This is a genomic window from Actinomadura sp. NTSP31 (assembly GCF_041951385.1).
Lineage (GTDB): Bacteria > Actinomycetota > Actinomycetes > Streptosporangiales > Streptosporangiaceae > Spirillospora > Spirillospora napierensis.
Genome location: NZ_JBGNUT010000027.1, coordinates 1 through 26,049 on the forward strand (window position 1 = coordinate 1; position 26,049 = coordinate 26,049).

The window sequence follows — 26,049 nt, forward strand, 5'->3', positions numbered from 1 at the left end:
CCCCCGCCGCCGTCTTCGCGCATGGGCTCCTCCCGGCGGGGGAGTGAGGTGGCGTGAGCGGACGGGACGCCGGCGCGGTCGCGCGCCGGGCGCTGGGCCTGGAGCGGTTGCGGCCGGGGCAGCGCGAGGCGATGGAGGCTCTCGCCGGGGGCCGTGACGCGCTGGTCGTGATGCCGTCGGGCGGCGGCAAGTCGGCCGTGTACGAGGTCGCCGGGATCATGCTGGGCGGTCCGGTCGTGGTGGTGTCCCCGCTGGTGTCGCTGCAGCGCGACCAGGCGCTGGGGCTGCGGGAGGCGGGGCTGGAGACGCACGTGCTGAACGCGTCGACGGGGCGCGGGCGGCGGGAGGAGGCCGAGGCGGCCCTGACCGGGACCGCGGCGGCGTTCGTGTTCATGGCCCCTGAGCAGCTGCTCCGCGACGACGTGCGCCGGTTGCTCACCGGTGCGCCGCCCGCGCTGCTGGTGGTGGACGAGGCGCACTGCATCTCGGCGTGGGGCCACGACTTCCGTCCCGACTACCTCCGGCTGGGCGCGGTCGTGGCGGCGCTTCCGGAACGGCCGGTGGTGGCGGCGTTGACCGCGACGGCGGCTCCGCCCGTCCGCGCCGAGATCGTCGAACGGCTGGGGCTGCGCGATCCGGCGGAGGTCGTCCGGGGGTTCGACCGGCCGGAGATCCGGCTAGCGGTGCGCAGGTTCCGGGACGCGGACGAGCAGTCCGGCGCCGTCGTGGAGGCCGCGCAGGAGTTCGAGGGCCCCGGCATCGTCTACGCGGGCACCCGCAGGGAAACCGTCCGGTACGCGGACCGGCTGGACGGCGCCCGTCCCTATCACGCGGGGTTGCGCAAGAGCGAGCGCGACGAGGTGCAGGCGTCGTTCATGGACGGCGCGACGAGGATCGTCGTGGCGACGAACGCGTTCGGCATGGGCATCGACAAGCCCGACATCCGCTTCGTCCTCCACGCGAACGTTCCGGGTTCGCTCGACGCGTACTACCAGGAGATCGGACGCGCCGGACGGGACGGCCGGCGCGCCGACGCGGTCTGCTTCTACCACCCTGACGACCTGGCCCTGCCGAAGTTCTTCACCGGTGGCCTGCCCGACGAGGACACGGTCGCGGCCGTGTACGGCGCGGTGAACGAGGGGCCGGTGACGCGCCGGGATCTGGCCCGGCGGGTCGGGGTCCCTGCTCGCCGGCTCGCCGTCGTCCTCGATCTGCTGGAGGAGGCCGATGCCGTGCGGCTGCGCAAGCGCGTCGGGCCCGTCCGCGACGCGCCCGGGGCGGAGGAGGTGGTCGCGAGGGTGACGCACCTTGCCGAGCAACGGCGCGATGTGGAACGGACGCGCATCGAGATGATGCGCCGCTACTGCGAGCTGACCGATTGCCGTCGCCGCTTCCTGCTGCGGTACTTCGGCGAGAGGTACGACAAGCGGTGCGGACGGTGCGACAACTGCGAGGCGGGACGCGCCGAAGCGCGCGCGGACAACCGGACGTTTCCGACGGGCGCGCAGGTGGAGCACCGCGAATGGGGTCACGGGCAGGTGGTGGACGGGGAAGGGGACCGCGTCACCGTCCTGTTCGACGATGTCGGCTACCGGGAGCTGCTCGTGGAGTCGGTCCTCGACCACGACCTCCTCAAGCGCATCTGACCGCCCGCGATCGCCCGCGTGCGAAACCGTTCGCGTTCAACCGGCCGTGATGCCGCGCTCGATCCGGGCGAGCCAGGCGTCCACCGGTCCGAAGGTGAGCAGGCCGCTGCCCGCGCCCGCGAGCTCCCCGGCGGCGGGCAGCAGGCGGCTGCGGGAGCGCTCCAGGAGCGGCGTGTCGCCGAGTTCCAGCGCGACCGCCGCCTCCAGGCAGCACATCGCCTCGTACATCAGGTCGGCGGGCGGCTCCGGCAGGCCGTGCAGCGCCGCCTTCGCCTCGTCCCGCCGCCCGGCGTTCAGGAGCGCGAACGGTTCGACCCAGTCGCGGTACGGCCCCCAGTCGTCGTCCATGTCGACCTCGACCCGGTTCCGGCCGTCGAGCAGGCGCGCGCTGAGCAGCGCGAGAGGCAGCAGGCCCGCCGACAGCCCGGGCATTCCGGCGCCGTCCAGGGACCTGGCCGCAGTCCGGTACGCCGCCTCCGTCTCCGCCACTGAGGCCTGCCCGGACGCGGCCAGCCGCAGCGCCGCGTACCACTGCGTGAACACCCCGACCAGCGGGCGTTCGTGGCGTTCGGCGAGCCGCTCGACCTCGGCCGCGTGGCGGTCGGCGGTCGCGAAGTCGGCGAGCGCGCCGCGGGCCTGGACCCGCACGAGGTGCCCGAGCACCTCGAAGCTCGCCAGGCCGTGCCGGGCCGACAGCTCGACCAGCTCGGCGCCGATCGCGTCCCTGCGGGCGGCGAGCCCAGCCCGCGTGCACGACTGCATGAACGCGCCGTTGAGCGCGAACGCCAGCACCGCCGGATCGTCCAGCCGCCGCGCCAGCGCCTCCGCCTCCGCCGCTGCCTCCGGGCCCCGCGGCGACCGGGTCCCGCGCATCTCCAGCGCGATCGTGGACAGCAGCCGCGCCCGCGTCGCGTCGTGCGCGGGCTCCGGCGGCAGCCCGGCCAGGGCGCGTTCGGCCGCCGCGACGATCCGGCGTGCGAGCTCCGGGTCGTCGCTGCGCGTCCACACCGCCGGGACGTCGTAGGCGCCGATGACGCGGGCGGTCAGCTCCGGGTCGCCGAACTCCTCCGCCGCGGCGACGGCCGCCAGCCGGTGCCCCCGCGCCGCCTCCAGGCCGGGGCCCCCGGTCACCGCGAGGTCGCGGATCAGGCCGATCGTGGAGTCCAGGCGGGTGCGGGCGCTCGCGGCGACCGTGCGGTCGTAGTCGGCCGCCGCCCGCGTCCACAGCCGCGCCGCCGCCGACTCCGGCTCGGCCGGCCGGTCCAGGCCCGGGTCCTGGGCGAGCACGGCCGACTCCATCCGCCGCAGCTCGGGCCCCGGGTCCAGGCCGAGCTGCCCGGCGAGGATGTCGCGGGCCCGGCGCAGCACCGCCAGCGCGTCGGCCTGCCGTCCCGTCCGGTACAGGGCGAGCGCCAGCAGCCGCCAGCCGGATTCCCGCCACGGATGCTCGCTGACGTGGGCGTCCAGGTCCGGGACGGTCTCGGCGGCCAGCCCGGCGTCGAGCCGCGCCTGCGCCCGCCGCTCCACCGCGTGCAGCCGCAACTCGGCCAGCCGGGAACGCTCCGCACGGGTCCAGTGCTCGTCGGTGAAATCGGCGTAGGCGGGCCCGCGCCACCAGCCCAGCGCCTCGTCCAGCGCGGCCTGCGCACGGCCGGGCGGCAATTCGGCGGCGGCGGAGACGGCCTGCTCGAACCGCCAGGCGTCCACGTCGCCCGGCTCCGCGCGCAGCGCGTACCCCGGCCCCTCGGTGACCAGCAGCCGGGACGGCGTGCGCGGCGGGCGGTCGGGCTCCAGCGCCCGGCGCAGCGCGGCCACGAACGTCCGGACCGCGCCCACCGCGCCCGGCGGCGGCACGTCCCACAGGTCGTCGACCAGCAGCCCGACCGGGACGACCCGGCGGCGGGCGATGATCAGCCGGGCGAGCACGGCGCGGTGCCGCGGCCCCTTCAGGGCGATCGGTGCGCCCGCCGCGTCCCAGGCCGTCACCGGCCCCAGCACCCCGAACACGACCCCCACCCGTCTCGCCCTTCCCCGCCGGCCGCCCCTCGTCACGGTAGCGCGCTGACCGGATGCTCATTCGCGCCCCCCAACCTGGGGATAACCGCTCATGAAGGAGAAGGACCACACCATGACCACGACGATCAACGGTTTCGACTACCAGCGGGTCACCGTCGCCGACGGCGTGTCCCTGAACGCGGCCGTCGGCGGCTCGGGCAGCCCGGTCGTGCTGCTGCACGGCTTCCCGCAGACGCACCTGATGTGGCGGCACGTCGCCGCCGACCTGGCCGCCGACCACACCGTGATCTGCCCGGACCTGCGCGGGTACGGCGCGAGCGACAAGCCGGACGAGGCCGGCCCGGACACCTACTCCAAGCGCACCATGGCCGCCGACACCGTCGCGCTCGCCCGCGCGCTCGGCCACGAGCGCTTCGCGCTGGCCGGACACGACCGCGGCGCCCTGGTCGCCTTCCGCGCCGGCCTGGACCACCCGGACACGATCACGCATCTGGCCTGCCTGGACGTGCTGCCCACGCTGGAGATGTGGGACGCGATGCACGGCGTGAGCGCCGCCGTCGGCTTCCACCTCTACCTGATGGCGCAGCCGCCCGGCCTGCCCGAGCAGATGATCGCCGCGACCGCCGACGCGTTCTTCGGCCACTTCCTCGACGTCTGGGGCGCCGGCCCGGACGCGATCCCCGCCGACGTCCGCGCCGCCTATCTGGACGCCTGCCGCGCCGCCGTCCCGTCGATCGTCGCCGACTACCGCGCGTCCGCCGGCATCGACGTCGAGCACGACCAGGCCGACCGCGACGCCGGCAACCGGCTGCGGATGCCGGTCGCCGTCCTGCAGCAGGACTGGGGCGCCGCGCTCGGCTACGACGCGCGGGCCCTGTGGTCCGCCTGGGCGCCGGACCTGGTGCACGCGACGGTCGACCACGGCCACTTCATGGCCGAGCAGGCGCCCGCCGAGATCGCCAAGGCCCTCCGCGACCTGCTGGCGCGCTGAGCCGTCGCGGCGCGCTGAGCCGTCGCGGCACGCCGAGCCGTCACACGCTGAGCCGTCGCGCGCGGGGGCCGTTCAGTCGGACAGCCAGTCGAGGATGCGGCGGTTCACGTCGGCGGGACGGTCCAGCTGGAGGAAGTGGCCCCCGCCGGCGACGAGGTCGGCGCGCGAGCCGGGCGGGAGGGCGGCCAGGACGGCGCCGAGGTCGCCTCCGGGGGCGACGATGTCGGGCCCCAGGCAGCCGTCCTCGGAGCCGTGCAGGTAGAGGACGGGGCGTTCGCCCACCGACGAGGCCGCCTTCTGCTCGGCGGCATAGCGTTCGATGTGGCGGGACGGGTCGAGCATCGCGCGGTAGTAGCCGATCGCGGCCGCCAGGTTGTCCGGCGCGGCCAGGCAGTCCATGACGTGGTCGACGTCTTCGGCGGCGTAGCCGGAGTCCTTCGGCGACCAGTCCCGCCATAGGCCCTCGATGAAGGAGCGGTTGACGGCCGCCTCCGCCAGCGGCGTCTGGAAAAGGAAGATGTAGAACGAGCGCTTGAGCTGCTCGTAGTCGAAGAAGGCCGTGACCATCACCGCGAGAGGCGGGACGGACATGGCGACGGCCTTGCGCCAGCGGCCGGGGGCCGCCGCGGCGGCGCCGTAGGCGGCGAAGGCGCCCCAGTCGTGCCCGATGACGACGGCGTCGGCGCCGCCGCCGAAGGCCTCGTGCAGGGCGTTGGCGTCGGCGGCGAGGGCGCCGCCCTGGTAGGCGCCGTCCTCGGGGACGGACGTGGGGGCGTACCCGCGCATGAAGGGCGCGACGGCGCGGTGGCCGGCGGCGGCGAGTTCGGGGAGCAGGTGCCGCCAGGTGTGCGCCGAGTCCGGAAAGCCGTGCAGGCACAGCGCGAGCGGCCCGTCCTCGGGCCCCGCCGCGAAGTATCCGAACTCCAGCCCGTTCGCCTTGACCGATCCGGTCGTGATGTCGCCCATGCGGGTGATCGCCTCCTTCGTCCCGCCGCGACGCTACCCCGGCGCGTCCGCGGCGGATCGGGCCGGCTGCGGTTACCGGACAGCATCGCTACGGATACATGTGTCTGAATACGTATTTACATCGAATTCCGTTGTCATCTAGCATCAGGACAACTGGATCGCTCAGATTTTGTGGGCGTCCTCGAGTCATGACAAGGGAAGCGTGATGACGGAGCCGGACAGGACCAGCCAGCAGAACGAACCGATGCAGAGGGCGGCCCGCGACCACCTGTGGATGCACTTCGCGCGGCACTCGGCGTCGCAGGAGGGCGCCGAGATCCCGATGATCGTCCGCGGCGAGGGCCCGTACGTCTACGACGCGGCGGGCCGGCGCTACCTCGACGGGCTGTCCGGGCTGTTCACCGTCCAGGCCGGGCACGGCCGCGAGGAGCTGGCGCAGGCCGCCGCCAAGCAGGCCGCCGAGCTGGCCTATTTCCCGATCTGGTCGTACGCGCACCCGAAGGCCGTCGAGCTGGCCGAGCGGCTCGCCGGGCTGGCGCCGGACGGCCTGGACCGGGTGTTCTTCACCACCGGCGGCGGCGACGCCGTGGAGAGCGCCTGGAAGCTCGCCAAGCAGTACTTCAAGCTGACCGGCAAGCCGACCAAGCACAAGGTGATCAGCCGCGCGGTCGCCTACCACGGCACCCCGCACGGCGCGCTGTCGCTGACCGGCCTGCCGGGGCTGAAGGTGCCGTTCGAGCCGCTGGTGCCGAGCGCGTTCCGGGTGCCGAACACCAACATCTACCGGGCGTCCGAGCACGGCGACGACCCGGAGGCGTTCGGCCGCTGGGCCGCCGACCGGATCGAGGAGGCCATCGAGTTCGAGGGGCCGGACACCGTCGCGGCGGTGTTCCTGGAGCCGGTGCAGAACTCGGGCGGCTGCTTCCCGCCGCCGCCCGGCTACTTCCAGCGCGTCCGGGAGATCTGCGACCGGCACGACGTGCTGCTGGTGTCGGACGAGGTGATCTGCGCGTTCGGCCGCCTCGGCACCATGTTCGGCGCTCAGCGGTTCGGCTACACGCCCGACATCATCACCTTCGCCAAGGGCGTGACGTCCGGGTACTCGCCGCTCGGCGGGATGCTCGTCGCCGACCGGCTGTTCGAGCCGTTCAAGCACGGCACGACGATGTTCGCGCACGGCTACACCTTCGGCGGGCACCCGGTGTCGGCGGCGGTGGCGCTGGCGAACCTCGACCTGTTCGAGCGCGAGGACCTGCTCGGCCACGTGATGCGCAACCGCGACGCGTTCCGTGCGACGCTGGAGCGGCTGGGGGACCTGCCGATCGTCGGGGACGTCCGCGGCGACGGCTACTTCTACGGCATCGAGCTGGTCAAGGACAAGAACAGCCGGGAGACCTTCGACGACGACGAGTCGGAGCGGCTGCTGCGCGGCTTCCTCGACAAGGCGCTGTACGAAGCGGGGCTCTACTGCCGCGCCGACGACCGCGGCGACCCGGTCGTCCAGCTGGCACCGCCGCTGATCTGCGACCAGTCGCACTTCGACGAGATCGAGCAGATCCTGCGGTCGGTCCTGACGGAGGCGTGGGCGCGGCTCTGATCCTTCCGGGCGCGCCCGTGCCCGGTGCGGGGTGGGCGCGCCCGGAAGCACGGAACGAACCACCTCGAACGTGCGGAACCGCCCCGGACCGCCGGGGAGGGGCTACGCTCGGGGGCGGTGTGATGCGGGTCACCGCGCCGTCCGGTGTCGGTCATGCACTTTACTTTGAGACAGTGCATGTAAACCGAATCACGTTCGGACGAGGTGATAGCACGTGCTCACGGTCGAGGACATCAACCTGACGGACTGGGAGTTCTGGCGCCGGCCGCACGACCAGCGGCACGAGGCGTTCAAGGCCCTGCGATGGCATCCCGAACTCGTCAGGTTCGAAGAGCCGGACATCATCATCGCGCCGCAGGGGCCGGGCTACTACGCGCTCACCCGGCACGCCGACGTCGTCGAGGCGTCCCGCCGGCCGCAGGACTTCTGCTCCGGCCGCGGCGCCATCAGCATCCCGGACATGCCCGGCGACATGCACGAGTACTTCGGCTCGATGATCAGCATGGACGACCCGCGGCACGCCAAGATCCGCCGGATCGTGTCCCGGGCGTTCTCGCCGCGGATGATCCAGCGGTTCGAGGACCGGGTCGAGGCGGTCGCCGCCGAGATCGTCGGCAGCGTCGCGGCCGGCCGCGGCAGCGGCGACTTCGTCGCGGACGTGGCCGCCCGGCTGCCCCTGAAGATCATCTGCGACATGATGGGCATCGCCGAGGACCAGTACCAGACCGTCCTGGACGCGACCAACGTCATCCTCGCGGGCAACGACGCCGAGTTCGTCCCCGCCGGCGACCCCGAGCAGCTCGCCCTCGCGCTGCTCACCGCGGGCGAGACGCTGCGCGGCCTGGTCGAGGAGCTCGGCCGGCGGCGCCGCGAGGACCCCACCGACGACCTGACGTCCGCGCTGGTCAACGCCAACATCGACGGGGAGTCGCTGACCGACCAGGAGCTGGGGTCGTTCTTCATCCTGCTCGTCGTCGCCGGCAACGAGACGACCCGCAACGCCATCGCGCACGGCCTGGACCTGCTCACCCGCAACCCCGACCAGCGCGCCCTGCTCACCGAGGACTTCGACGGCCGCATCGCCGGCGCCGTCGAGGAGATCGTGCGGTACGTGTCGCCGGTCATCTGGATGCGCCGCACCGCGACCCGCGACACCACGCTGAACGGCCACGAGATCAAGGAGGGCGACAAGCTCGTCCTCTACTACTGGTCGGCGAACCGCGACGAGTCGGTCTTCACCGACCCGGAGAGGTTCGACATCCTGCGCGACCCCAACCCGCACGTCGGGTTCGGCGGCCCCGGCCCGCACTTCTGCCTGGGCGCCCACCTGGCGCGCCGGGAGGTCACCGTGATGTTCCGCGAGCTGCTGGCCAAGGTGCCCGGGATCAAGGCGGGCGAGCCCGACCGGCTGGAGTCCAACTTCATCAACGGGATCAAGCGCCTGCCCTACACGGTCTGAACCCGCGGGGCGGACCCCCTTGACGCCGGTGCCGGCTTTGTCACGATGGCGGAGGGCCCGCCATGCGGGACGGCCCAGCGCGGGAGGCGACAATGAGGACCGGCACCATCCGCCCCGAGGACCTGGACCTGTCCGACCTGGAGTTCTGGGCGCGGCCGCTGAGCGAGCGCAACGCGGCGTTCACCGCGCTGCGCTCGCTCGACCGGCCGGCGTTCTTCGCCGAACCGGACATGTCGTTCATCGGCGCCGAGAGCGGGCCCGGCTACTACGCGCTGGTCCGGCACGCCGACGTCGTCGAGGCCAGCCGCACGCCGCAGGTGTTCTGCTCCTCCCGCGGCAACATCGCGGGCACCTTCGATCCGCCGCCGGAGTTCCTGGAGTACTTCGGCTCGATGATCAACATGGACGACCCGCGGCACGCCCGGCTGCGCCGGATCGTCTCGCGCGCCTTCACCCACCGGATGATCGCCAAGATCGAGGACGACATCGGCCGGGCCGCGGTGCGGATCATCGAGGACGTCCGGCCGGCCGGGGGCGGCGACTTCGTCACCGAGGTCGCCGCCCGCCTCCCGCTGAAGATCATCTGCGATCTGATGGGCATCCCCGAGGAGCACTACCAGCGGGTCTTCGACCTGTCCAACACCGTGATCGGCGCCTTCGACCCCGAGTACGTGCCCGACTTCGCCGAGGTCGCCGCGGCGATCCTCGCGGCCGCCGAGGAGCTGCGCGGCATGGTCCGCGACCTCGCCGCCGAGCGGATCGAGCGGCCCGCCGACGACCTCACCACCGCCCTCGTCCACGGCAACGTCGACGGGGAGTCGCTGACCGACCAGGAACTCGGGTCGTTCTTCATCCTGCTCGTCGTCGCCGGCAACGAGACGACCCGCAACGCCATCGCGCACGGCCTGAAGCTGCTCACCCTCAACCCCGGGCAGCGCGACCGCTGGAAGTCCGACTTCGACCGGTACGCCCCGACGGCGGTCGAGGAGATCGTCCGCCTGGCCAGCCCCGTCACGTTCATGCGCCGGACGGTCACCCGCGACTACGAGCTGAACGGGCAGCGCTTCAAGGACGGCGACAAGGTCCTCATGTACTACTGCTCGGCCAACCGCGACGAGGCCGTCTTCCCCGACCCGGACGCCTTCGACATCACCCGCGACCCCAACCCGCACCTCGGCTTCGGCGCCGCGGGCCCGCACTTCTGCCTCGGCGCCCACCTGGCCCGGCAGGAGATCACGGTGATGTTCCGCGAGCTGTTCCGGCGGCTCCCGGACGTCCGCTCGACCGCGCCACCGGAACGGCTCTACTCCAGCTTCATCAACGGCATCAAGCACCTGCCCTACGAGTTCTGACCGGCCGGGAAGGGCCCCGCGTTAGCGGAGCTCGCGCTTGAGGATCTTGCCGGTGGCGGTCATCGGCAGCTCGTCGCGGAACTCCACGATCCGCGGGTACTTGTAGTTGGCGAACTGCTGTTTGCCCCACGCGATCAGCTCGTCCTCGGTCACCGTGGCGCCGGGCTTGCGGATCACGTACGCCTTGACCTCCTCGCCGTGGCTCGGGTGCGGGACGCCCACCACGGCGGCCAGCGAGACGTCCGGGTGGGTCATGAGGACCTCTTCCAGCTCCCGCGGGTACACGTTGTAGCCGCCCCGGATGATCATGTCCTTGGAGCGGTCGATGATGTAGTAGTAGCCGTCCTCGTCGCGGCGCGCGACGTCGCCGGTGCGGAACCAGCCGTCCCTGATCGCCTCGGCGGTCGCCTCGGGCCGGTCGTAGTAGCCCTTCATGACGTTGTGGCCGCGCACGGCGATCTCGCCGGGCCCCTCGCCCTCGACGTCCTTCCACTCGTCGTCGACGAGCTTCATCTCCACGCCCCAGACCGGCAGCCCGATCGAGCCCGGCCTGGTCGGCCGGTCCGGGCGGTTGAACGAGCAGACCGGCGAGGTCTCCGACAGCCCGTAGCCCTCCAGGACGTTCATCCCGAACTTCTCGCGGACGCCCTTGATGACCTCCATCGGCAGCGCCGCGCCGCCCGACACCGCGACCCGCAGGTTCTCCCGGATCGCCGCGACGTCCTCGGCGGAGGTGTCGTCGCTCAGCAGCGCCCAGTACATGGTCGGGACGCCGGCGAAGATGGTCACCTTCTCCTTCACCATCAGCTCGACCGCCTCCTTGGCGTCGAACCGCGGCTGCATGACGAGCGTGCCGCGCCGGTAGAACCCGACGTTCATCACGCAGGTCTGCCCGAAGATGTGGAAGAGGGGCAGCGTCACCAGCGACGTGTCGTGCAGCGTCCGCGCGAAGAGCGTGTCGTCGACCATCGCGTTCATCAGCAGGTTGCCGTGGGTCAGCTCGGCGCCCTTCGGCTGCCCGGTCGTCCCGCTGGTGTAGATGATCACCGCGGTGTCGGTGCCCTCGGTCCGCTCGGTCTCGAACGTGCCGGGGTGGCCGGCGAGCGCCGCCCAGAACAGCTCGGCGCCCTCGATCGGCGACTCGGCCGCGGCCGGGTTCGCCGGCAGCAGGAAGAAGTGCTCGCAGCCGGGGGCGTTCTGGAACCCGGCGTGGCCGGTCTCGCCGAGCGGCAGCTGCGGCGTCCCCTCGAAGCAGAAGAACGCCTTGGCGTCGGAGTCGCTCAGGTGGTAGGCGATCTCCCGCGGCTTGAGCAGCACGTTCAGCGGGACGACCACCGCGCCCGCCTTCAGCGCCCCGAAGTAGACCATCGGGAAGTACGGCAGGTTCGGGCTGGACAGCGCGATCTTGTCGCCGGGGCCGATGCCGCGCGCCCGCAGCAGGTTCGCGACCTGGTTCGCGACCTGGTCGACGAAGGAGTAGGAGAGCCGCAGGTCGCCGAACACGACGGCGTCGCGGTCGGGCGTCTCCCTGGCGGCGTCCTCCAGCAGCACGGACAGGTTGAGCATGGCACTCCTCGCGCGGGACCGGCCGGTTTGTTACCGAGGAGTCTATGACCAGGTGGCCAGGCGGGACGCGCGGTCCCGCCCGGCCACGGGGTGCGGGCGCCCGGAGCGGCGGGCCCGCGGAGGGGCGGTCACCGGACGGGCGCGGGGGAGGTCACCCGAAGTCGACGTCCGAGCACTGGTAGAAGGCGTTTCCGGTGTCGGCGATGTCCCAGACGGCGAGGATCATTTGCCGGCCGTGCTTGGCGGGCAGCGTGCCGCTGTGGCTGACGTCGTACGCCGGGCGCTGGCCGCCATAGTTCACCTGGAGGAACGGCGCCAGGTCGAGCTGCGCGCGGGTGAGCGGCCGGGTGGGGTCCCAGCCGTCACGGGTGATGAAGTAGCGGAACGACGTGGTGGCGTGGGCGGCGGTGAGGTGCCAGGTGAAGGTGTACGGCCCGCCGGCCACCTTCGTGGCGGGCCAGGTGCCGCCGCGCGGGTCGTCGAGCGGGGCCCAGCGGCTGTCGCCGGCCGCGCAGAGCGTCCCGTCGGCGGGGCCGGACTGGGGGAAGCCCTTCGGGCCTTCGGTGCTCTGCGGTTCCCACTGGATGGGCCCGCAGTTCTGCACGGCGCCCTGCTTGCAGAGGAGCGCCCGGCTGGGCGGGCTGTTGGTGTAGCCGTGGGCGAGTGCGGGAGCGGCGGTGAGGAGGGTGGCGCCGGCGCCCAGGGCGGCGGCGACGGCGAGGGTGGACTTGCGTGGCATGCGCGTCTCCTTGGCGGGGGTGGCCCCCTCTGGATGAGGGGGCGGGAGCGAGCCTCGGCCGGAGTCTCCAATAAATAGGAAAGTTTCCTTTTGGTAGAGGATGAGCGTCCGGCACCGCCCCGTCAACCCCCCGGCCGGCCCGGCCGAGCCCCCGCCGCAAGGCTTGCGGTTGCGCTACTCTTGATGTATGTCGGCCAGGCTGCTCCTTCGACGACCACGTTGACGCATCGACGTCGACGTGGTGGCCCCTCCTGCGCGAGGGGTCGTTTCATGTGGCGGAGAGCCCGTTGGCCCTGTGAACCTCAGATGAATACCGGAGCGGAAGCGTGAGCAGCGACGAACCCACCCGCGGAGCCGCGGGGGGTACAGGGGGGTCGTCCCCCCTGACCGAGACGTACGACCCACGGGCGGTTCAGGACAAGTGGCAGGCCCGCTGGGCGGAGCTCGACCCCTTCGCGGCCGAGGAGAAGGACGACGGCCGCGAGCGGCGCTACGCGCTGGACATGTTCCCCTACCCCAGCGGTGACCTGCACATGGGGCACGCGGAGGCGTTCGCCATCGGCGACGTCGTCGCCCGCTACTGGTTCCAGCGCGGCCACAACGTCCTGCACCCCATCGGCTGGGACTCCTTCGGCCTGCCCGCCGAGAACGCCGCCATCAAGCGCGACTCGCACCCCGCCGAGTGGACCTACGCCAACATCGAGACGCAGGCCGCCTCCTTCCGCCGCTACGCCCCGTCCTTCGACTGGACGCGCCGCCTGCACACCTCCGACCCGGAGTACTACAGGTGGACGCAGTGGCTGTTCCTGCGCTTCTACGAGCGGGGCCTGGCCTACCGCAAGGGCGGCCACGTCAACTGGTGCCCGAAGGACCAGACCGTCCTGGCGAACGAGCAGGTCGTCGGCGGGCACTGCGAGCGCTGCGGCGCGCTGGTCGAGAAGCGCGTGCTGACCCAGTGGTACTTCAAGATCACCGACTACGCGGACCGGCTGCTGGACGACATGGCGCAGCTGGAGGGCAAGTGGCCCGAGCGCGTCCTGCTGATGCAGCGCAACTGGATCGGCCGCTCCACCGGCGCCGACGTCGACTTCGCGATCGAGGGCCGGGACGAGCCCGTCACCGTCTACACCACCCGTCCCGACACGCTGTTCGGCGCCACGTTCATGGTGGTCGCAGCCGACGCCGCGCTGGCCGAGGAGGTCTGCCACCCCGACCAGCGCGCCGCGTTCGAGGCCTACCGCGAGGAGGTCTCGCGGGAGAGCGAGATCGAGCGGCTGTCCACCGAGCGCGAGAAGACCGGCGTGTTCCTGGGCCGCTACGCGGTCAACCCGGTCAACGGCGAGCGGCTGCCGGTCTGGGCGTCGGACTACGTGCTGGCCGAGTACGGGCACGGCGCGATCATGGCGGTGCCCGCGCACGACCAGCGCGACCTGGACTTCGCGCTGAAGTTCGGGCTGCCCGTCCGCGTCGTGGTCGAGACCGGGCTGCCCGACCCCGCCGAGACCGGCATCGCCACCCCCGGCGACGGCCGGCTGGTCAACTCCGGCCCGATCGACGGGCTGGGCAAGGCCGACGGCATCGACCGGATCATCGAGGTGCTGGACGAGCGCGGAACCGGACGCGCCTCCGTCAACTTCCGGCTGCGCGACTGGCTGGTGTCCCGGCAGCGGTTCTGGGGCTGCCCGATCCCGATCGTGCACTGCGCGGCGTGCGGCGAGGTCCCCGTCCCCGACGACCAGCTGCCCGTCCGGCTGCCGGAGAACCTGCGCGGCGCCGACCTGGCCCCCAAGGGCACCTCGCCGCTGGCCGCCGCGTCCGAGTGGGTCAACGTCGCGTGCCCGAAGTGCGGCGGCGCCGCCAGGCGCGACACCGACACCATGGACACCTTCGTCGACTCGTCCTGGTACTACTTCCGGTACTGCTCGCCCGGCTACGAAGAGGGCCCGTTCGACGTCGAGCAGGTCCGCAAGTGGATGCCGATCGACCAGTACACCGGCGGCGTCGAGCACGCGATCCTGCACCTGCTGTACAGCCGGTTCTTCACCAAGGTCCTGTACGACATGGGCATGGTCGACTTCACCGAGCCGTTCACCCGGCTGCTGAACCAGGGCCAGGTGATCCTGAACGGCAGCGGGATGTCGAAGTCGACCGGCAACCTGGTCGACCTGGGCGACCAGATCGGCGAGTTCGGCGTGGACGTCGTCCGGCTGGCGATGCTGTTCTCCGGCCCGCCCGAGGACGACATCGACTGGGCCGACGTGTCCCCGCACGGCATGTCCAAGTTCCTGACCCGGGTGCACCGCATCGCCACCGAGGTGTCCTGCGCGCCGGGCACCGACCCGGCGTCCGGCGACACCGAGCTGCGCCGGGCCACCGCCCGCACCGTCGACGAGGCCACGAAGATGGTCGAGACGCAGCGGTTCAACGTGGCGATCGCGCGGATCATGGAGCTGGTCACCGCGACCCGCCGGGCCATCGACTCCGGGCCCGGCGCCGCCGACCCGGCCGTCCGCGAGGCCGCCGAGGCGATCGCGGTGCTGCTGTCGCTGTTCGCCCCCTACACCGCCGACGAGGCGTGGGAGGTGCTCGGGCGCACCGCGCCGGTGATCCACGCGGGCTGGCCGAAGGCCGACCCGGCGCTGCTGGTCGAGGAGTCGGTGACCTGCGTCGTGCAGGTCGCCGGCAAGGTCCGCGACCGGCTGGAGGTGCCGCCCGGCATCGCCGCCGAGGAGCTGGAGCGGCTGGCGCTGGACTCGGCGAAGGTCCGGGACGCGCTGGGCGGCGCGGAGATCGCCAAGATCATCGTCCGCGCGCCGAAGATCGTGAACATCGTCCCGAAGCGCTAGCGGCGGCCTGAGACGCGCGGAGGCGGCCGCGGGGACCAGCCCCGCGGCCGCCTCTCGGTGCCGCTTCCGCGCCGGACGCGCGACGCGCCGTGCGCTACATCTTGCGCAGGACCGCCACGACGCGTCCGAGCACGGACGCCTCGTCGCCGGGGATCGGCTCGTAGGCCGAGTTCTGCGGCATCAGCCAGATGTGGCCGTCCCGGCGCTTGAAGGTCTTCACCGTCGCCTCGCCGTCGATCATGGCGGCGACGATGTCGCCCTGCTCGGCGACCGGCTGCTGGCGGACCACGACCCAGTCGCCGTCCGCGATCGCCGCCTCGATCATCGAGTCGCCGGTGACCTTCAGCAGGAAGTGCGTGCCCTCGCCGACGAGCTGCTTGGGCAGGGTGAAGACGTCCTCCACCGCCTCCTCGGCCAGGATCGGCCCGCCGGCGGCGATCCGGCCGACGAGCGGGACGTAGGCCGGGGCGGGCCGCGTCGCGGTCGGCTGGCCGCCCACCGCCTCGTAGGAGTCGGGCTCGGTGCGCACCGGCGTCGTGCCGGGGACCCGGACCTCGACCGCGCGCGGGCGGTTTGGGTCGCGCCGCAGGTAGCCCTTGCGCTGCAGGGCCCGGAGCTGGTGCGACACGCTGGAGGTGCTGGTCAGGCCGACCGCCTCGCCGATCTCGCGCATCGAGGGCGGATACCCCCGGCGCTGGACCGAGTCGCGGATCACCTCCAGCACCATGCGCTGCCGCTGGGTCAGGCCCGTTTCGTCCATGGGCCCGTCGGGCAGCTCCCGGACCTTGCTCATCGCTCGTCGCCTCCCGGGCGCCTCGGCTCCGTCACTCCTTGCAATGAACGCTATCGCGTCCGGACGAAATGATCAAACAATTGTTCGAAGATGTGCTCGCGTTTCGCGGGTGGGCTGCGGTACAACATCGTACAGGCGTTCGATCGAAAATCCATTCGAAGTCCAGGAGGGTGAGATGCCCGTTTCGTCGTCCGGGGAACGTGCTCCACTGCGCCTCACCCGCCGCGGGCGCGCCGTACTGGTCGCCTTCGCCGCCGCCTGCACGCTCGCCGCCCTGTGGCTGGACGGCGGCAGCGGCGCCTTCGCGGGCGGGCGCGCGCAGCACCACCGGCCGTCCGGGCACGTCCGGAGCACGGTCGTCGAGCCCGGCGACACGCTCTGGCGCATCGCCACGGACTGTGACCCCGGCGCCGACCCGCGCGTCACCGTCCAGCGGATCATCGACCTCAACGGGCTCGGCGGCGACCCCACGGTGCAACCGGGCCAGCAGCTCGTCCTGCCGGGCTGACCCGCCTCGCCTGGCCGGGATCGCCTGGATTGCCAGGATCGCGGCGCCCGGAACGGGGCCGCCCCGGCCGGGGTGCGGCGACACGCCCGGGGCCGCAACCGGATCGTCCGACGTGACCTGGATCTACGCGGCGGATGTGACGAGAGTCCGCTTCCGAGGCCCCGGATCAGGTTGCGTAGCCCTGCGTCGAGCCGTACGGTTGACCACAACATCTAGTAGTCACACTGATGTAAGTCACCCATATATGGCGTGCAGTCGGTGTGAGTCGTTTCCGTCAGGGGAGGGAAAGAGCGTGCACTGCCCGTTCTGCCGCAACCCTGACACCAAAGTGATCGACAGCCGTGCGACCGATGACGGCGGTGCCATTCGGCGCCGCCGCGCGTGCGCGGAATGCGGCAAGCGATTCACCACGCAGGAGAATGTGCTCGTGATGGTGGCCAAGCGCAGCGGGGTCACCGAGCCGTTCTCCCGGGAAAAGATCATCGCCGGGGTGCGCAGGGCCTGCCAGGGCCGCCCGGTGGACGAGCATGCGCTCGCGAAGCTGGGGCAGCGGGTCGAAGAGGCGATCAGATCGTCCGGATCCGCGGAAATCCCCTCGCACGAGGTCGGCCTCGCCATCCTCGGGCCGCTTCGCGAACTCGACGAGGTCGCCTATCTGCGATTCGCCTCGGTCTACCGGAGCTTCGAGTCGCTGGACGACTTCGCCAAGGAGATCGAAGCACTGCGGAAGGCCGGTTCCTCGGGGGAGCCCGGCCCGCCCCGGTAGGGGCGGTTCCGGAAATACCAGAAGCACATTGTGAAGGCGCCTCCGCGCGGGCATGGCCCGTGCGGCGGCGGAGTTGTTCCTGTACAGGGCCCGGCGGGAGGGCCCGGGAGGGGGAAGCCATGACGGAGACCGTCAGCGGGCCGACGCGGCGCGGCAAGGGAGGGCGCAAGGGGCTGAAGATGGAGCGGATCTTCACCACGCCCGGCGTTCACCCCTACGACGAGCTGCGCTGGGAACGCCGCGACGTCGTCATGACCAACTGGCGCGACGGCTCGGTCAACTTCGAGCAGCGCGGTGTGGAGTTCCCCGACTTCTGGTCGCTGAACGCCGTCAACATCGTCACGTCCAAGTACTTCCGCGGCGCCGTCGGCACCCCGCAGCGCGAGTGGAGCCTCAAGCAGCTCGTCGACCGCGTCGTCGGCGTGTACGTCCGGACCGGCCTCGAGAACGGCTACTTCGCCACCGAGCAGGACGCCGAGGTCTTCGAGCACGAGCTGAAGTACGCGCTGGTCCACCAGCTGTTCAGCTTCAACTCGCCGGTCTGGTTCAACGTCGGCACGAAGTCGCCGCAGCAGGTGTCGGCCTGCTTCATCCTGTCCGTGGACGACACGATGGAGTCGATCCTGGACTGGTACAAGGAAGAGGGCGTGATCTTCAAGGGCGGCTCGGGCGCCGGCCTGAACCTGTCCCGCATCCGCTCCAGCAAGGAGCTGCTGTCGTCCGGCGGCACCGCCAGCGGCCCCGTCTCGTTCATGCGCGGCGCCGACGCGTCCGCCGGGACGATCAAGTCCGGCGGCGCCACCCGCCGGGCCGCGAAGATGGTCGTGCTGGACGTCGACCACCCCGACGTCGCCGAGTTCATCGAGACCAAGGCGCGCGAGGAGAACAAGATCCGCGCGCTGCGGGACGCCGGGTTCGACATGGACCTCGGCGGCAAGGACATCGGCAGCGTCCAGTACCAGAACGCCAACAACTCCGTCCGCGTCTCCGACGAGTTCATGCACGCCGTCGAGTCCGACGGCGAGTTCGGGCTGCGCGCCCGGATGACCGGCGAGGTCGTCGAGACGGTCAAGGCCAAGGAGCTGTTCCGGCTCATGGCCCAGGCCGCCTGGGAGTGCGCCGACCCCGGCATCCAGTACGACGACACGATCAACGACTGGCACACCAACCCCGAGTCCGGCCGGATCACCGCGTCCAACCCGTGCTCGGAGTACATGTCGCTGGACAACTCGTCCTGCAACCTCGCCAGCATCAACCTGCTGAAGTTCCTCACCGGCGAGGGCACCTTCGACGTCGCGCGGTTCGTCAAGCTCACCGAGCTGATCATCACGGCGATGGACATCTCCATCACCTTCGCCGACTTCCCGACCGAGAAGATCGCGCAGACCACCCGCGACTACCGGCAGCTCGGCATCGGCTACGCCAACCTCGGCGCGCTGCTGATGGCGACCGGCCACGCCTACGACTCCGAGGGCGGCCGGTCCCTCGCCGCCGCCATCACCTCGCTGATGACCGGCGTCGCCTACCGCCGCTCGGCCGAGATCGCCGGGGTCGTCGGCCCGTACGAGGGCTACGCGCGCAACGCCGAGGGCCACAAGCGGGTCATGCGCAAGCACGCCGCCGCCAACGACGGCATCCGCGTCCTCGACGACATGGACCGGGCGATCCACGCCGCCGCCGCCAAGCAGTGGCAGGAGTGCCTGAAGGCGGGCGAGAAGCACGGCTACCGCAACGCGCAGGCGTCGCTGCTGGCCCCGACCGGCACCATCGGCCTGATGATGGACTGCGACACCACCGGCATCGAGCCCGACCTCGCGCTGGTGAAGTTCAAGAAGCTCGTCGGCGGCGGCTCCATGCAGATCGTCAACCAGACGGTGCCGCGCGCCCTGCGCATGCTCGGCTACCAGCAGGAGCAGATCGAGGCGATCGTCGAGTACATCGGCGAGAACGGCCACGTCGTGGACGCCCCCGGCCTGCGCCCCGAGCACTACGAGGTGTTCGACTGCGCGATGGGCGAGCGGGCGATCAGCCCGATGGGGCACGTCCGGATGATGGCGGCGACGCAGCCGTTCCTGTCCGGCGCGATCTCCAAGACCGTCAACATGCCCGAGCAGGCCACCGTCGAGGACATCGAGAAGGTGTACTTCGAGGGCTGGCGGCTCGGCCTGAAGGCCCTGGCGATCTACCGCGACAACTGCAAGGTCGGCCAGCCGCTGTCGGCCGCAGGCAAGAAGGAGGAGGCCAAGACCGAGGCCGCTCCCGCCGAGGTGCGGCCCGTCCGCAAGCGGCTGCCGAAGCAGCGGCCCGCCACCGTCACCCGCTTCTCCGTCGCGGGCGCCGAGGGCTACATGACCGCCTCGTCCTACCCGGACGACGGCGTCGGCGAGGTCTTCCTCAAGCTCGGCAAGCAGGGCTCCACCCTCGCCGGCGTGATGGACGCCTTCTCCATGGCCATCTCCATCAGCCTCCAGTACGGCGTGCCGCTGGAGACCTGGGTGGAGAAGTTCACCAACATGCGGTTCGAGCCCGCCGGGATGACCGACGACCCCGACATCCGCATGGCCACCTCGGTGATGGACTACATCTTCCGCCGCCTGGCGCTGGACCACCTGCCCTTCGAGGAGCGCGCGGGCCTCGGCATCTTCACCGCCGAGGAGCGCGCGATGCAGGCCAACGGCGAGGACCCGGCGTCCCTGCACGACGACGAGGTGATCGAGCACGAGACCCTCGCCCAGTCGGCGGAGATCACCCGCCCGGCGGCCCCGGCGTCCGCGCCCGAGGCGCGCTCCTCGATGGAGGTCATCGAGAGCCGCCAGGGCCGCACCGCCGACGCGCCGCTCTGCCTGACCTGCGGCACGAAGATGCGCCCCGCGGGCAGCTGCTACGTCTGCGAAGGCTGCGGCTCCACCAGCGGCTGCAGCTGATGCCGCACGCCGTTCGGGCGTGAATCGGAGTAATTGGAGCGGGGGAGTCGGCGTTGCGCCGGCTCCCCCGCTCCGGCTTTCCGGCGGCCGGGCGAAGCGGCGGGACCGGGCCGACCGAGGAAGAGCGGGCACGAGGGGGATCTGGACGCTGTCCAGGTCCCCCTCGTTCTGTGTGGGGGCGCGGTGGTGGGTCAGGGTTGGGGTTTGGGGTGTAGGCGGCGGTAGCCGGGGTGGACGTCGGGGCGCAGGCCCTGCTGGTCGGCGATGCGTCGTAGGAGCGCTTGGAGCCGGTCGTGTTCCTCGGGTGTGAGGGACTCGCAGATCTGTTGTTCGTGGTTCATGCCCACCTGGGCGAGTTCGGCGAGGAGGTCCTCGCCCTTGCCGGTGAGGTGCAGCGCGTAGATGCGGCGGTCGCTGGGGTTCCGGCGGCGCTCGATCAGGCCGCGCCCCTCCAGCTCGTCGGCGAACGGGACGAACCGGCTGGGCGGCATGCCCAGGTCGCCGGCGAGTTCGCGCTGGCTTCGGCCGGGGGCGGCGGCCAGCATGCGCAGCAGGCCGGCCTGCGGAGGTGTCAGGTCGAGGCCGGCGATCCGTTCGGCGAACAGGCCGGCGGCGTGCGCCCCGAGCTGGGCCAGCAGGAAGGCGACCCCCGTCCGGGGCGTGGGTGCGCTCGCGGTCATGGCGACATCGTAGCCGCTTGACAATCGTTTCACTTTGTAATCATTATCGAGTGTATACGGATCGTCGAGAGGGAGAGACCATGAACACCGAGACCGGCCGCCGCCCGCAGTCCGGGCCGCCGCTACTGCTGCCCGTCCTCGCCTTCACCGCGCTGACCGCCGCCTACGTGGTGGCCAACCGGTCCACGCCGCATCCGGACGCGTCCGGCGCCGAGGTCCTCCGGTACGCCCGGGACCACGGGACCGCGATCAAGGCCGGAACCTTCCTGCTGCTCGGGTCGGCGTTCCCGCTCACGGTGGCCGCCGGGACCCTCTACCGGCGACTCCGCGCGCTGGGCGTCACCGCGCCGGGGTCGGCGATCACGCTGGCCGGCGGGATCCTCGCGGCCGGCATGCTCGCGCTCAGCGCGATGTTCGGATGGGCGGGCGGCCGGCTGCCCGCGGACGCGAGCCCGGCGCTCGCGCGGGCCCTGGCCGATCTGTCGTTCCTGTCCGGCGGCCCCGCCTACGCGGCGACGTTCGCGCTGCTCGTCGCCGGTCTGTCGGTGACGGGGCTGTTCGCGGGGCTGCTGCCCCGGCCGGTCTCGTGGGTCGGCCTGGCGATCGCCCTGGTCGGCATGGCCGGGACGCTGACCCTGGTGGGCTCCGGGTTCGCCGTCCTGGTCCCGGTCGTCCGGTTCGGCGGCCTGCTGTGGCTGATCGCCGCCGCCGCGCTGATGCCGCGCACCCGCCACGACGTGCGGTCCCGCGCGGCGTGAGCGCGCTACCGCTGGGAGGCGCGGTCGGACGAGACGGCGCGGGCGAGGGCGGCGACGACGCTCGCGCACGCGTGCTCGACGGCCGCGATTCCCTTCTCCAGCGCCGGGTCGCGCTCGGAGACGGCCGCGACGAGGAACAGGCGGCCCGCGTCGCGGATCAGGCCGATGCTGTTGACCGTCCAGCGTCCGCCATGGACCTGCCGGGGCAGCCAGCCGTTCTTGAGCGCGACCTCCGCGCCGTCTTCGGCCGCGGCGCTCACTCCCCACGCCTGCTCGGGCGTCACCTCCGCCATCAGTCCCCGCAGGTAGCGGCGGCCGGCGGCGTGCAGGGGAGAGCGGCCGGAGGCGAGCGCGGCCAGCAGCCGGACCTGGTCGGCGGCGCCGGTCGTCGTCGACCCCCACGCGCCGCCCGGGCCGGGGTCGGTGTCGCGCAGGCCGAGCCTGCGGTTGGCGGACGCCAGCCCGGCCGCCCCGCCGATCTCGTTCCACAGCGCGCTGGTCGCGCCGTTGTCGCTGATTTTGATCGCCTTCTCGGCGAGCGCCCGCTCCGATGCGGTCAGGGCGCGTTCCTCCCGCTGGGCGCGCAGGAGCAGGGCGATGACGATGTCGACCTTGACGATGCTGGCGGTCGCCGTCCGCAGGTCGCCGTTGTAGGTGTAGCCGAGCCCCGTGGACACCTCCCGCACGGACACCGACAGGTCACCGGGCCTGTGCGCGAGGTAGCGGTCGAGGGCGCGGGTCAGGGCCGCGCGCTCTGACCCGCCGAACGCGGGAGTGGCGGACGGTGCGGGCATCGGCCTTCCGGTGGACGTTGGCGCCGGCGTGCGGGACGGGATCGTCGTCCGGACGACGGCGGACGAGCCTGCCGCCAGTATGGCGAGGGCGCCGGCCAGCGATGCGACCAGGAGCGCGACCGGTCTCATGGCGGCGGGGACGGGACGTCGGAATCCATGATCGTGAGTGTTCTGAGCGCGCCGTTACCTTGCCGTTAACCGATTTGCATGCACTGCATCCATTGCATACAATGGGCGCCGTGCAGGGTGACGTGGTGTATCGGCAGCTCCGCGACCTGATCGTCGCCGGGCGGTACATGCCGGGGGAGCGGCTCACCGAGTTGTCGGTGAGCGCGGCGCTGGAGGTGAGCCGCACGCCGGTCCGCGAGGCGCTCCGCCGGCTCGAGGGCGACGGGCTCGTCCAGGGGACCGGGCGGGGCGTCGTGGTGAACGCGCTGAGCGCGGAACGGCTGGCCCATGCCCACGAGGTGCGCGCCGCGCTGGAGGCGCTCACCGCCGAACTCGCCGCCGACCGGCAGCGGGCCGGCCGCGTCCCGCCCGCCGACCTGGCCGATCTGGAGCGGCACGCGCTGCTGATCGAGGACGTCACGGCGGCCGGTGACCTCGACCGGGCGGTCGCGCTCAACCGGGAGTTCCACCGCGGGATCGCCGAGCTGGCCGGCAACCCGATCGCGCTGGAGGCGCTCGACCGGCTGTGGGACCGGATCATCGTCTCGACGCGCGCGTCGCTCACCGCTCCGGACCGCCCGGAGACGGTGGCCGGCGAGCACCGCCGCCTGCTGCGCGCGATCGTGGACGGCGACCGGGCCCTCGCCGGGCGCATCGCCGGGGAGCACGCCCGCGCCACGAGCGCGACTCTCAACTGACCGCGACTTTCAACTGGCAGGGAGGACGTGCGATGCCCAAGACCCATCACTACGAGGTGACGGTGACCTGGTCGGATGACACCGGCACCAGTTCCTATCGCGCCTACGACCGGTCCCATGACGTGGAGGCCGCAGGAAAGGCGCCGATAGCGGGCAGTGCGGATCCGTCGTTCCGCGGCGACGCGTCCCGGTGGAATCCGGAGGAACTGCTCGTCGCGTCGCTGTCGCAGTGCCACATGCTGTGGTTCCTCGCCCTCTGCGCGGGCGAGCGGATCGTGGTCACGGCCTACACCGACCGCCCGCACGGGACGATGATCGAGACGCCGGACGGCGGGGGGCGGTTCGAGGAGGTCGTGCTGCGTCCCAAGGTGACCCTGGCGGATCCGGCCCGCGCCGGCGACCTGGGAAAGGTGCACGCGCAGGCCCACGAGAAGTGCTTCATCGCCAATTCGGTGAACTTCCCGGTCCGGCACGAACCTGAGACGGTGGCGGTCTGACGCGGCCGATGAGTGAGATGCTGGCGCGATGATCGGATCTCGCCAGCTCGAGTACTTCCGGGCCGTCGCACGCGAGCTGCACTTCACCCGCGCCGCCGAGGCGCTGCAGATAGCGCAGCCCGCGCTGTCCCAGCAGATCCGCAAGCTCGAACGGCAGCTCGGCATCGCGCTGTTCGAACGCAACAACCATCGTGTGGAGCTGACTCCGGCGGGCGCCGCCCTGCTGGAGCACGCCGAACGGATCCTCGCCGACATCGCGGCGGTCGAGGAGGAGATGAGCGGCTGGGCCGGCGGGACGCGCGGCCGCATCCGGCTGGGCGGCGCGCGCGGGCTGACGGCGCGGCTGGCGCGCCTGCTGGCCGCGTTCGCCGCCGAGTTCCCCGGCGTCGTCGTCGAACTGCTCGAGATGAACACCGAGGAGATGGTCGCGGGCCTGCACGGCGGACGGCTGGACGCGGCGACCCTCGTGCGGCTGCCCCCGCAGGAGGAGGGACGCCGGCTCGCCTCGCTGCCGCTCGGCGAGGAGCCGCTCGTCCTCGTCACGGCGGAGTCGGCGCCGCTGGCCGGCCGCTACCGCGTCCCGGTGCCGGCCCTGGACGGCATCGACCTCGTCTGCTACCCGCAGGGTTCGGTGATCCGGGAGATCGTGCTGTCGGTCCTCGCGGACGCCGGGGCGGCGGCGCGGATCCGGTTCGAGACCCGCGAGTACAGCACGGCGCGGGCCATGGCGAGCGTGGGCCTGGCCGCGGCCGTGATGCCGCGCTCGGTGGCCGAGGAGCCCGGGCTGCCGGTCGGCATCGTCCGGCTCGACCCCGAGCCGACCTGGGCGCCGTCGCTGGCGTGGCCGGCGGGGCGCCGGCCGGGCCCGGCGCTGGCGGCCTTCATCGCCTTCATGGAACGCCACCCGGAGCTCGCGTCGGTCGGAGGGCCATAAGCACGACGTTCATAAGCACGATGTTTGACCGATAGCTGTTTTATGTCTTGGACATCTGATGCGCCCGCACGCGACGATCGACGTGTTCCGCACAGCGCGGGGCTACTGGGACAGGAGCATCACGATGAACCGTGACGAGCGTGCACGCAGGGCTTATGAGGGCTTGATGGGCGTGCCGCCGGAGGAGGCGTTCGCCGATGTGCGGAGCGTGTCCCCGCAGATGTACGAGACGGTGCTCGAAGGGGCGTTCGGCGGCCCGCTGGCGCGTTCGGAGCTGAGCCGCCGGGAACGGGAGCTCGCGAGCGCGGCGATCGTGGCGTCCCTCGGAGGCGCCGACCGGCGCCTGGCCAGCCATGTGCGCGGGGCGCTCCACCAGGGGGTCGCGCCACACGAACTGCTGGCCCTCGCCGAGCACGTCGCGGTCTACGCGGGCTTCCCGCGCGCGTTGAACGCGCTGGACGTGGTCAACGAGGTGCTCCAGGAGGCGGGTGCTCCCGGGCAGCCCGCGCTGCACCGCGTCCAGCTGGCCGACCATGAAACCGTCGTGGCGCAGAAGGGCGACCGCGGTCCCGCGGTGATCCTTTCCCATTCCCTCGGTGTGGACTGGCGCATGTGGGAGCCGGTCATGGAGCGCCTGTCGCAAGGGCGCCGCGTCTTCGCCTACGACTTCCGCGGCCACGGCGGCGCGGCCGGCGCGCCCCGGCCCTTCACCATGGACGACCTCGCCCGGGACATGGGCGGCGTCCTGGACGCGTTCGACGTCGACCGGGCGCACGTCGTCGGGCTGTCCATGGGCGGCGGCATCGCGCAGACGTTCGCGGTGCGCTCACCGGAGCGGATCGAGTCGCTCGCCCTGCTGGCCACCACCGACCAGGCGTTCGCCGCGTTCGAAGGGCGCGCCCGCTCCGGCGAGGAGGACGGCATGGAGGCGCAGATCGTCCCGACCCTGACGCGGTGGTTCACCGCCCCCGCGCTCGCCACGAACGGGTGGGGCGTGCAGTACGCGCGGGAACTCATCCGGCGCTTCGACCCCGCCGACTGGGCCGCCGCCTGGCGCGCTTTCAAGGACGTCGACGTCGAGGGCAAGCTCGCCGGGCTCCAGGCGCCGACCCTGGTGCTGGTGGGGGAGGAGGACTACTCGACCACCCCCGAGGTCATGTCGGGGGTCGCCGAGCGCATCCCCGGGTCGACGTACCAGGTGCTGCCGGGCACGCCGCACATGCAGACGCTCGAACAGCCCGCCCTCGTCGCCGACGCGCTGGACCGCTTCCTCCCGGCCGACCGCTAGAACGAGAGGCGCGGAGACCGCCCGTCGGGACGGCTCTCCGCGCGCTCGCCCGTGCGGGGGAGC

General features: G+C 72.1%; 21 protein-coding genes. 14 read left to right on the plus strand and 7 right to left on the minus strand.

Going from position 1 to position 26,049, the window contains the following annotated elements; translation table 11 throughout:
• The first annotated feature begins 53 nt into the window (after window positions 1–53).
• Window positions 54–1,646, plus strand: coding sequence for a RecQ family ATP-dependent DNA helicase (locus ACA514_RS35015; RefSeq protein WP_375045561.1), 1,593 nt, complete (start codon window positions 54–56; stop codon window positions 1,644–1,646).
• A 36-nt stretch (window positions 1,647–1,682) separates the two neighbouring features.
• Here the strand turns inward: ACA514_RS35015 and ACA514_RS35020 are convergent, their stop codons facing one another.
• Window positions 1,683–3,662, minus strand: coding sequence for a BTAD domain-containing putative transcriptional regulator (locus tag ACA514_RS35020; RefSeq protein ID WP_375045562.1), 1,980 nt, complete (start codon window positions 3,660–3,662; stop codon window positions 1,683–1,685).
• A 112-nt stretch (window positions 3,663–3,774) separates the two neighbouring features.
• On the opposite strand from ACA514_RS35020, the gene ACA514_RS35025 reads away from it, so the two are divergent.
• Complete coding sequence (locus ACA514_RS35025; RefSeq protein WP_375045563.1) at window positions 3,775–4,653, plus strand: alpha/beta fold hydrolase; 879 nt, start codon at window positions 3,775–3,777, stop codon at window positions 4,651–4,653.
• 72 nt (window positions 4,654–4,725) lie between these two features.
• On the opposite strand, the gene ACA514_RS35030 is transcribed toward ACA514_RS35025, so the two are convergent.
• Window positions 4,726–5,619: an alpha/beta fold hydrolase gene (locus ACA514_RS35030; RefSeq protein WP_375045564.1), complete on the minus strand. Its 894-nt coding sequence runs from the start codon at window positions 5,617–5,619 to the stop codon at window positions 4,726–4,728.
• Between the two features lie 205 nt (window positions 5,620–5,824).
• Between ACA514_RS35030 and ACA514_RS35035 the strand changes: the two genes are divergently transcribed.
• The 3 genes from ACA514_RS35035 to ACA514_RS35045 all read left to right on the plus strand — a co-directional run bounded on the left by ACA514_RS35035 (window position 5,825) and on the right by ACA514_RS35045 (window position 10,027).
• Window positions 5,825–7,216 (plus strand): aspartate aminotransferase family protein, encoded by a 1,392-nt coding sequence (locus ACA514_RS35035; protein WP_375045565.1) that lies wholly within the window; start codon window positions 5,825–5,827, stop codon window positions 7,214–7,216.
• Between the two features lie 214 nt (window positions 7,217–7,430).
• The gene (locus ACA514_RS35040; protein ID WP_375045566.1) at window positions 7,431–8,675 is read left to right on the plus strand and encodes a cytochrome P450; all 1,245 of its coding nucleotides are present in this window, start codon (window positions 7,431–7,433) and stop codon (window positions 8,673–8,675) included.
• A 92-nt stretch (window positions 8,676–8,767) separates the two neighbouring features.
• Complete coding sequence (locus ACA514_RS35045; protein WP_375045567.1) at window positions 8,768–10,027, plus strand: cytochrome P450; 1,260 nt, start codon at window positions 8,768–8,770, stop codon at window positions 10,025–10,027.
• A gap of 21 nt (window positions 10,028–10,048) precedes the next feature.
• On the opposite strand, the gene ACA514_RS35050 is transcribed toward ACA514_RS35045, so the two are convergent.
• The gene (locus ACA514_RS35050) at window positions 10,049–11,593 is read right to left on the minus strand and encodes a long-chain fatty acid--CoA ligase (protein WP_375045568.1); all 1,545 of its coding nucleotides are present in this window, start codon (window positions 11,591–11,593) and stop codon (window positions 10,049–10,051) included.
• Window positions 11,594–11,744: 151 nt separating this feature from the next.
• Complete coding sequence (locus ACA514_RS35055) at window positions 11,745–12,332, minus strand: lytic polysaccharide monooxygenase (protein ID WP_375045569.1); 588 nt, start codon at window positions 12,330–12,332, stop codon at window positions 11,745–11,747.
• A 383-nt stretch (window positions 12,333–12,715) separates the two neighbouring features.
• Here ACA514_RS35055 and leuS point away from each other — a divergent pair, with 383 nt between their 5' ends.
• Window positions 12,716–15,178, plus strand: a complete 2,463-nt coding sequence (gene leuS, locus ACA514_RS35060) for a leucine--tRNA ligase (protein ID WP_375045684.1) — start codon at window positions 12,716–12,718, stop codon at window positions 15,176–15,178.
• A gap of 94 nt (window positions 15,179–15,272) precedes the next feature.
• Here leuS and lexA read toward each other — a convergent pair whose 3' ends face one another.
• Window positions 15,273–15,971 (minus strand): transcriptional repressor LexA, encoded by a 699-nt coding sequence (gene lexA, locus ACA514_RS35065; protein ID WP_375045570.1) that lies wholly within the window; start codon window positions 15,969–15,971, stop codon window positions 15,273–15,275.
• 175 nt (window positions 15,972–16,146) lie between these two features.
• Between lexA and ACA514_RS35070 the strand changes: the two genes are divergently transcribed.
• The 3 genes from ACA514_RS35070 to ACA514_RS35080 all read left to right on the plus strand — a co-directional run bounded on the left by ACA514_RS35070 (window position 16,147) and on the right by ACA514_RS35080 (window position 20,169).
• A complete protein-coding gene (locus tag ACA514_RS35070) occupies window positions 16,147–16,479 on the plus strand; it encodes a LysM peptidoglycan-binding domain-containing protein (RefSeq protein ID WP_375045571.1) in 333 nt (110 codons plus the stop codon).
• 292 nt (window positions 16,480–16,771) lie between these two features.
• Window positions 16,772–17,245, plus strand: coding sequence for a transcriptional regulator NrdR (gene nrdR, locus ACA514_RS35075; RefSeq protein ID WP_344263120.1), 474 nt, complete (start codon window positions 16,772–16,774; stop codon window positions 17,243–17,245).
• 119 nt (window positions 17,246–17,364) lie between these two features.
• Window positions 17,365–20,169, plus strand: coding sequence for a vitamin B12-dependent ribonucleotide reductase (locus ACA514_RS35080; RefSeq protein ID WP_375045572.1), 2,805 nt, complete (start codon window positions 17,365–17,367; stop codon window positions 20,167–20,169).
• Window positions 20,170–20,360: 191 nt separating this feature from the next.
• Here ACA514_RS35080 and ACA514_RS35085 read toward each other — a convergent pair whose 3' ends face one another.
• Window positions 20,361–20,849 carry a MarR family winged helix-turn-helix transcriptional regulator gene (locus tag ACA514_RS35085; protein WP_375045573.1) on the minus strand — a complete coding sequence of 163 codons (489 nt, stop codon included), beginning with the start codon at window positions 20,847–20,849 and terminating at the stop codon, window positions 20,361–20,363.
• 80 nt (window positions 20,850–20,929) lie between these two features.
• Here ACA514_RS35085 and ACA514_RS35090 point away from each other — a divergent pair, with 80 nt between their 5' ends.
• On the plus strand, window positions 20,930–21,607 hold the full coding sequence (locus ACA514_RS35090; protein ID WP_375045574.1) for a DUF4386 domain-containing protein: 678 nt from the start codon (window positions 20,930–20,932) through the stop codon (window positions 21,605–21,607).
• A 5-nt stretch (window positions 21,608–21,612) separates the two neighbouring features.
• On the opposite strand, the gene ACA514_RS35095 is transcribed toward ACA514_RS35090, so the two are convergent.
• Window positions 21,613–22,530 carry a serine hydrolase gene (locus ACA514_RS35095; RefSeq protein WP_375045575.1) on the minus strand — a complete coding sequence of 306 codons (918 nt, stop codon included), beginning with the start codon at window positions 22,528–22,530 and terminating at the stop codon, window positions 21,613–21,615.
• Window positions 22,531–22,640: 110 nt separating this feature from the next.
• Here ACA514_RS35095 and ACA514_RS35100 point away from each other — a divergent pair, with 110 nt between their 5' ends.
• From ACA514_RS35100 to ACA514_RS35115, 4 genes are all read left to right on the plus strand, one after another.
• Complete coding sequence (locus tag ACA514_RS35100; RefSeq protein ID WP_375045576.1) at window positions 22,641–23,267, plus strand: GntR family transcriptional regulator; 627 nt, start codon at window positions 22,641–22,643, stop codon at window positions 23,265–23,267.
• Window positions 23,268–23,299: 32 nt separating this feature from the next.
• Window positions 23,300–23,764 carry an OsmC family protein gene (locus ACA514_RS35105; RefSeq protein WP_375045577.1) on the plus strand — a complete coding sequence of 155 codons (465 nt, stop codon included), beginning with the start codon at window positions 23,300–23,302 and terminating at the stop codon, window positions 23,762–23,764.
• Window positions 23,765–23,792: 28 nt separating this feature from the next.
• Complete coding sequence (locus tag ACA514_RS35110; protein ID WP_375045578.1) at window positions 23,793–24,698, plus strand: LysR family transcriptional regulator; 906 nt, start codon at window positions 23,793–23,795, stop codon at window positions 24,696–24,698.
• Window positions 24,699–24,822: 124 nt separating this feature from the next.
• A complete protein-coding gene (locus ACA514_RS35115) occupies window positions 24,823–25,986 on the plus strand; it encodes an alpha/beta fold hydrolase (RefSeq protein WP_375045579.1) in 1,164 nt (387 codons plus the stop codon).
• Window positions 25,987–26,049 lie beyond the last annotated feature (63 nt).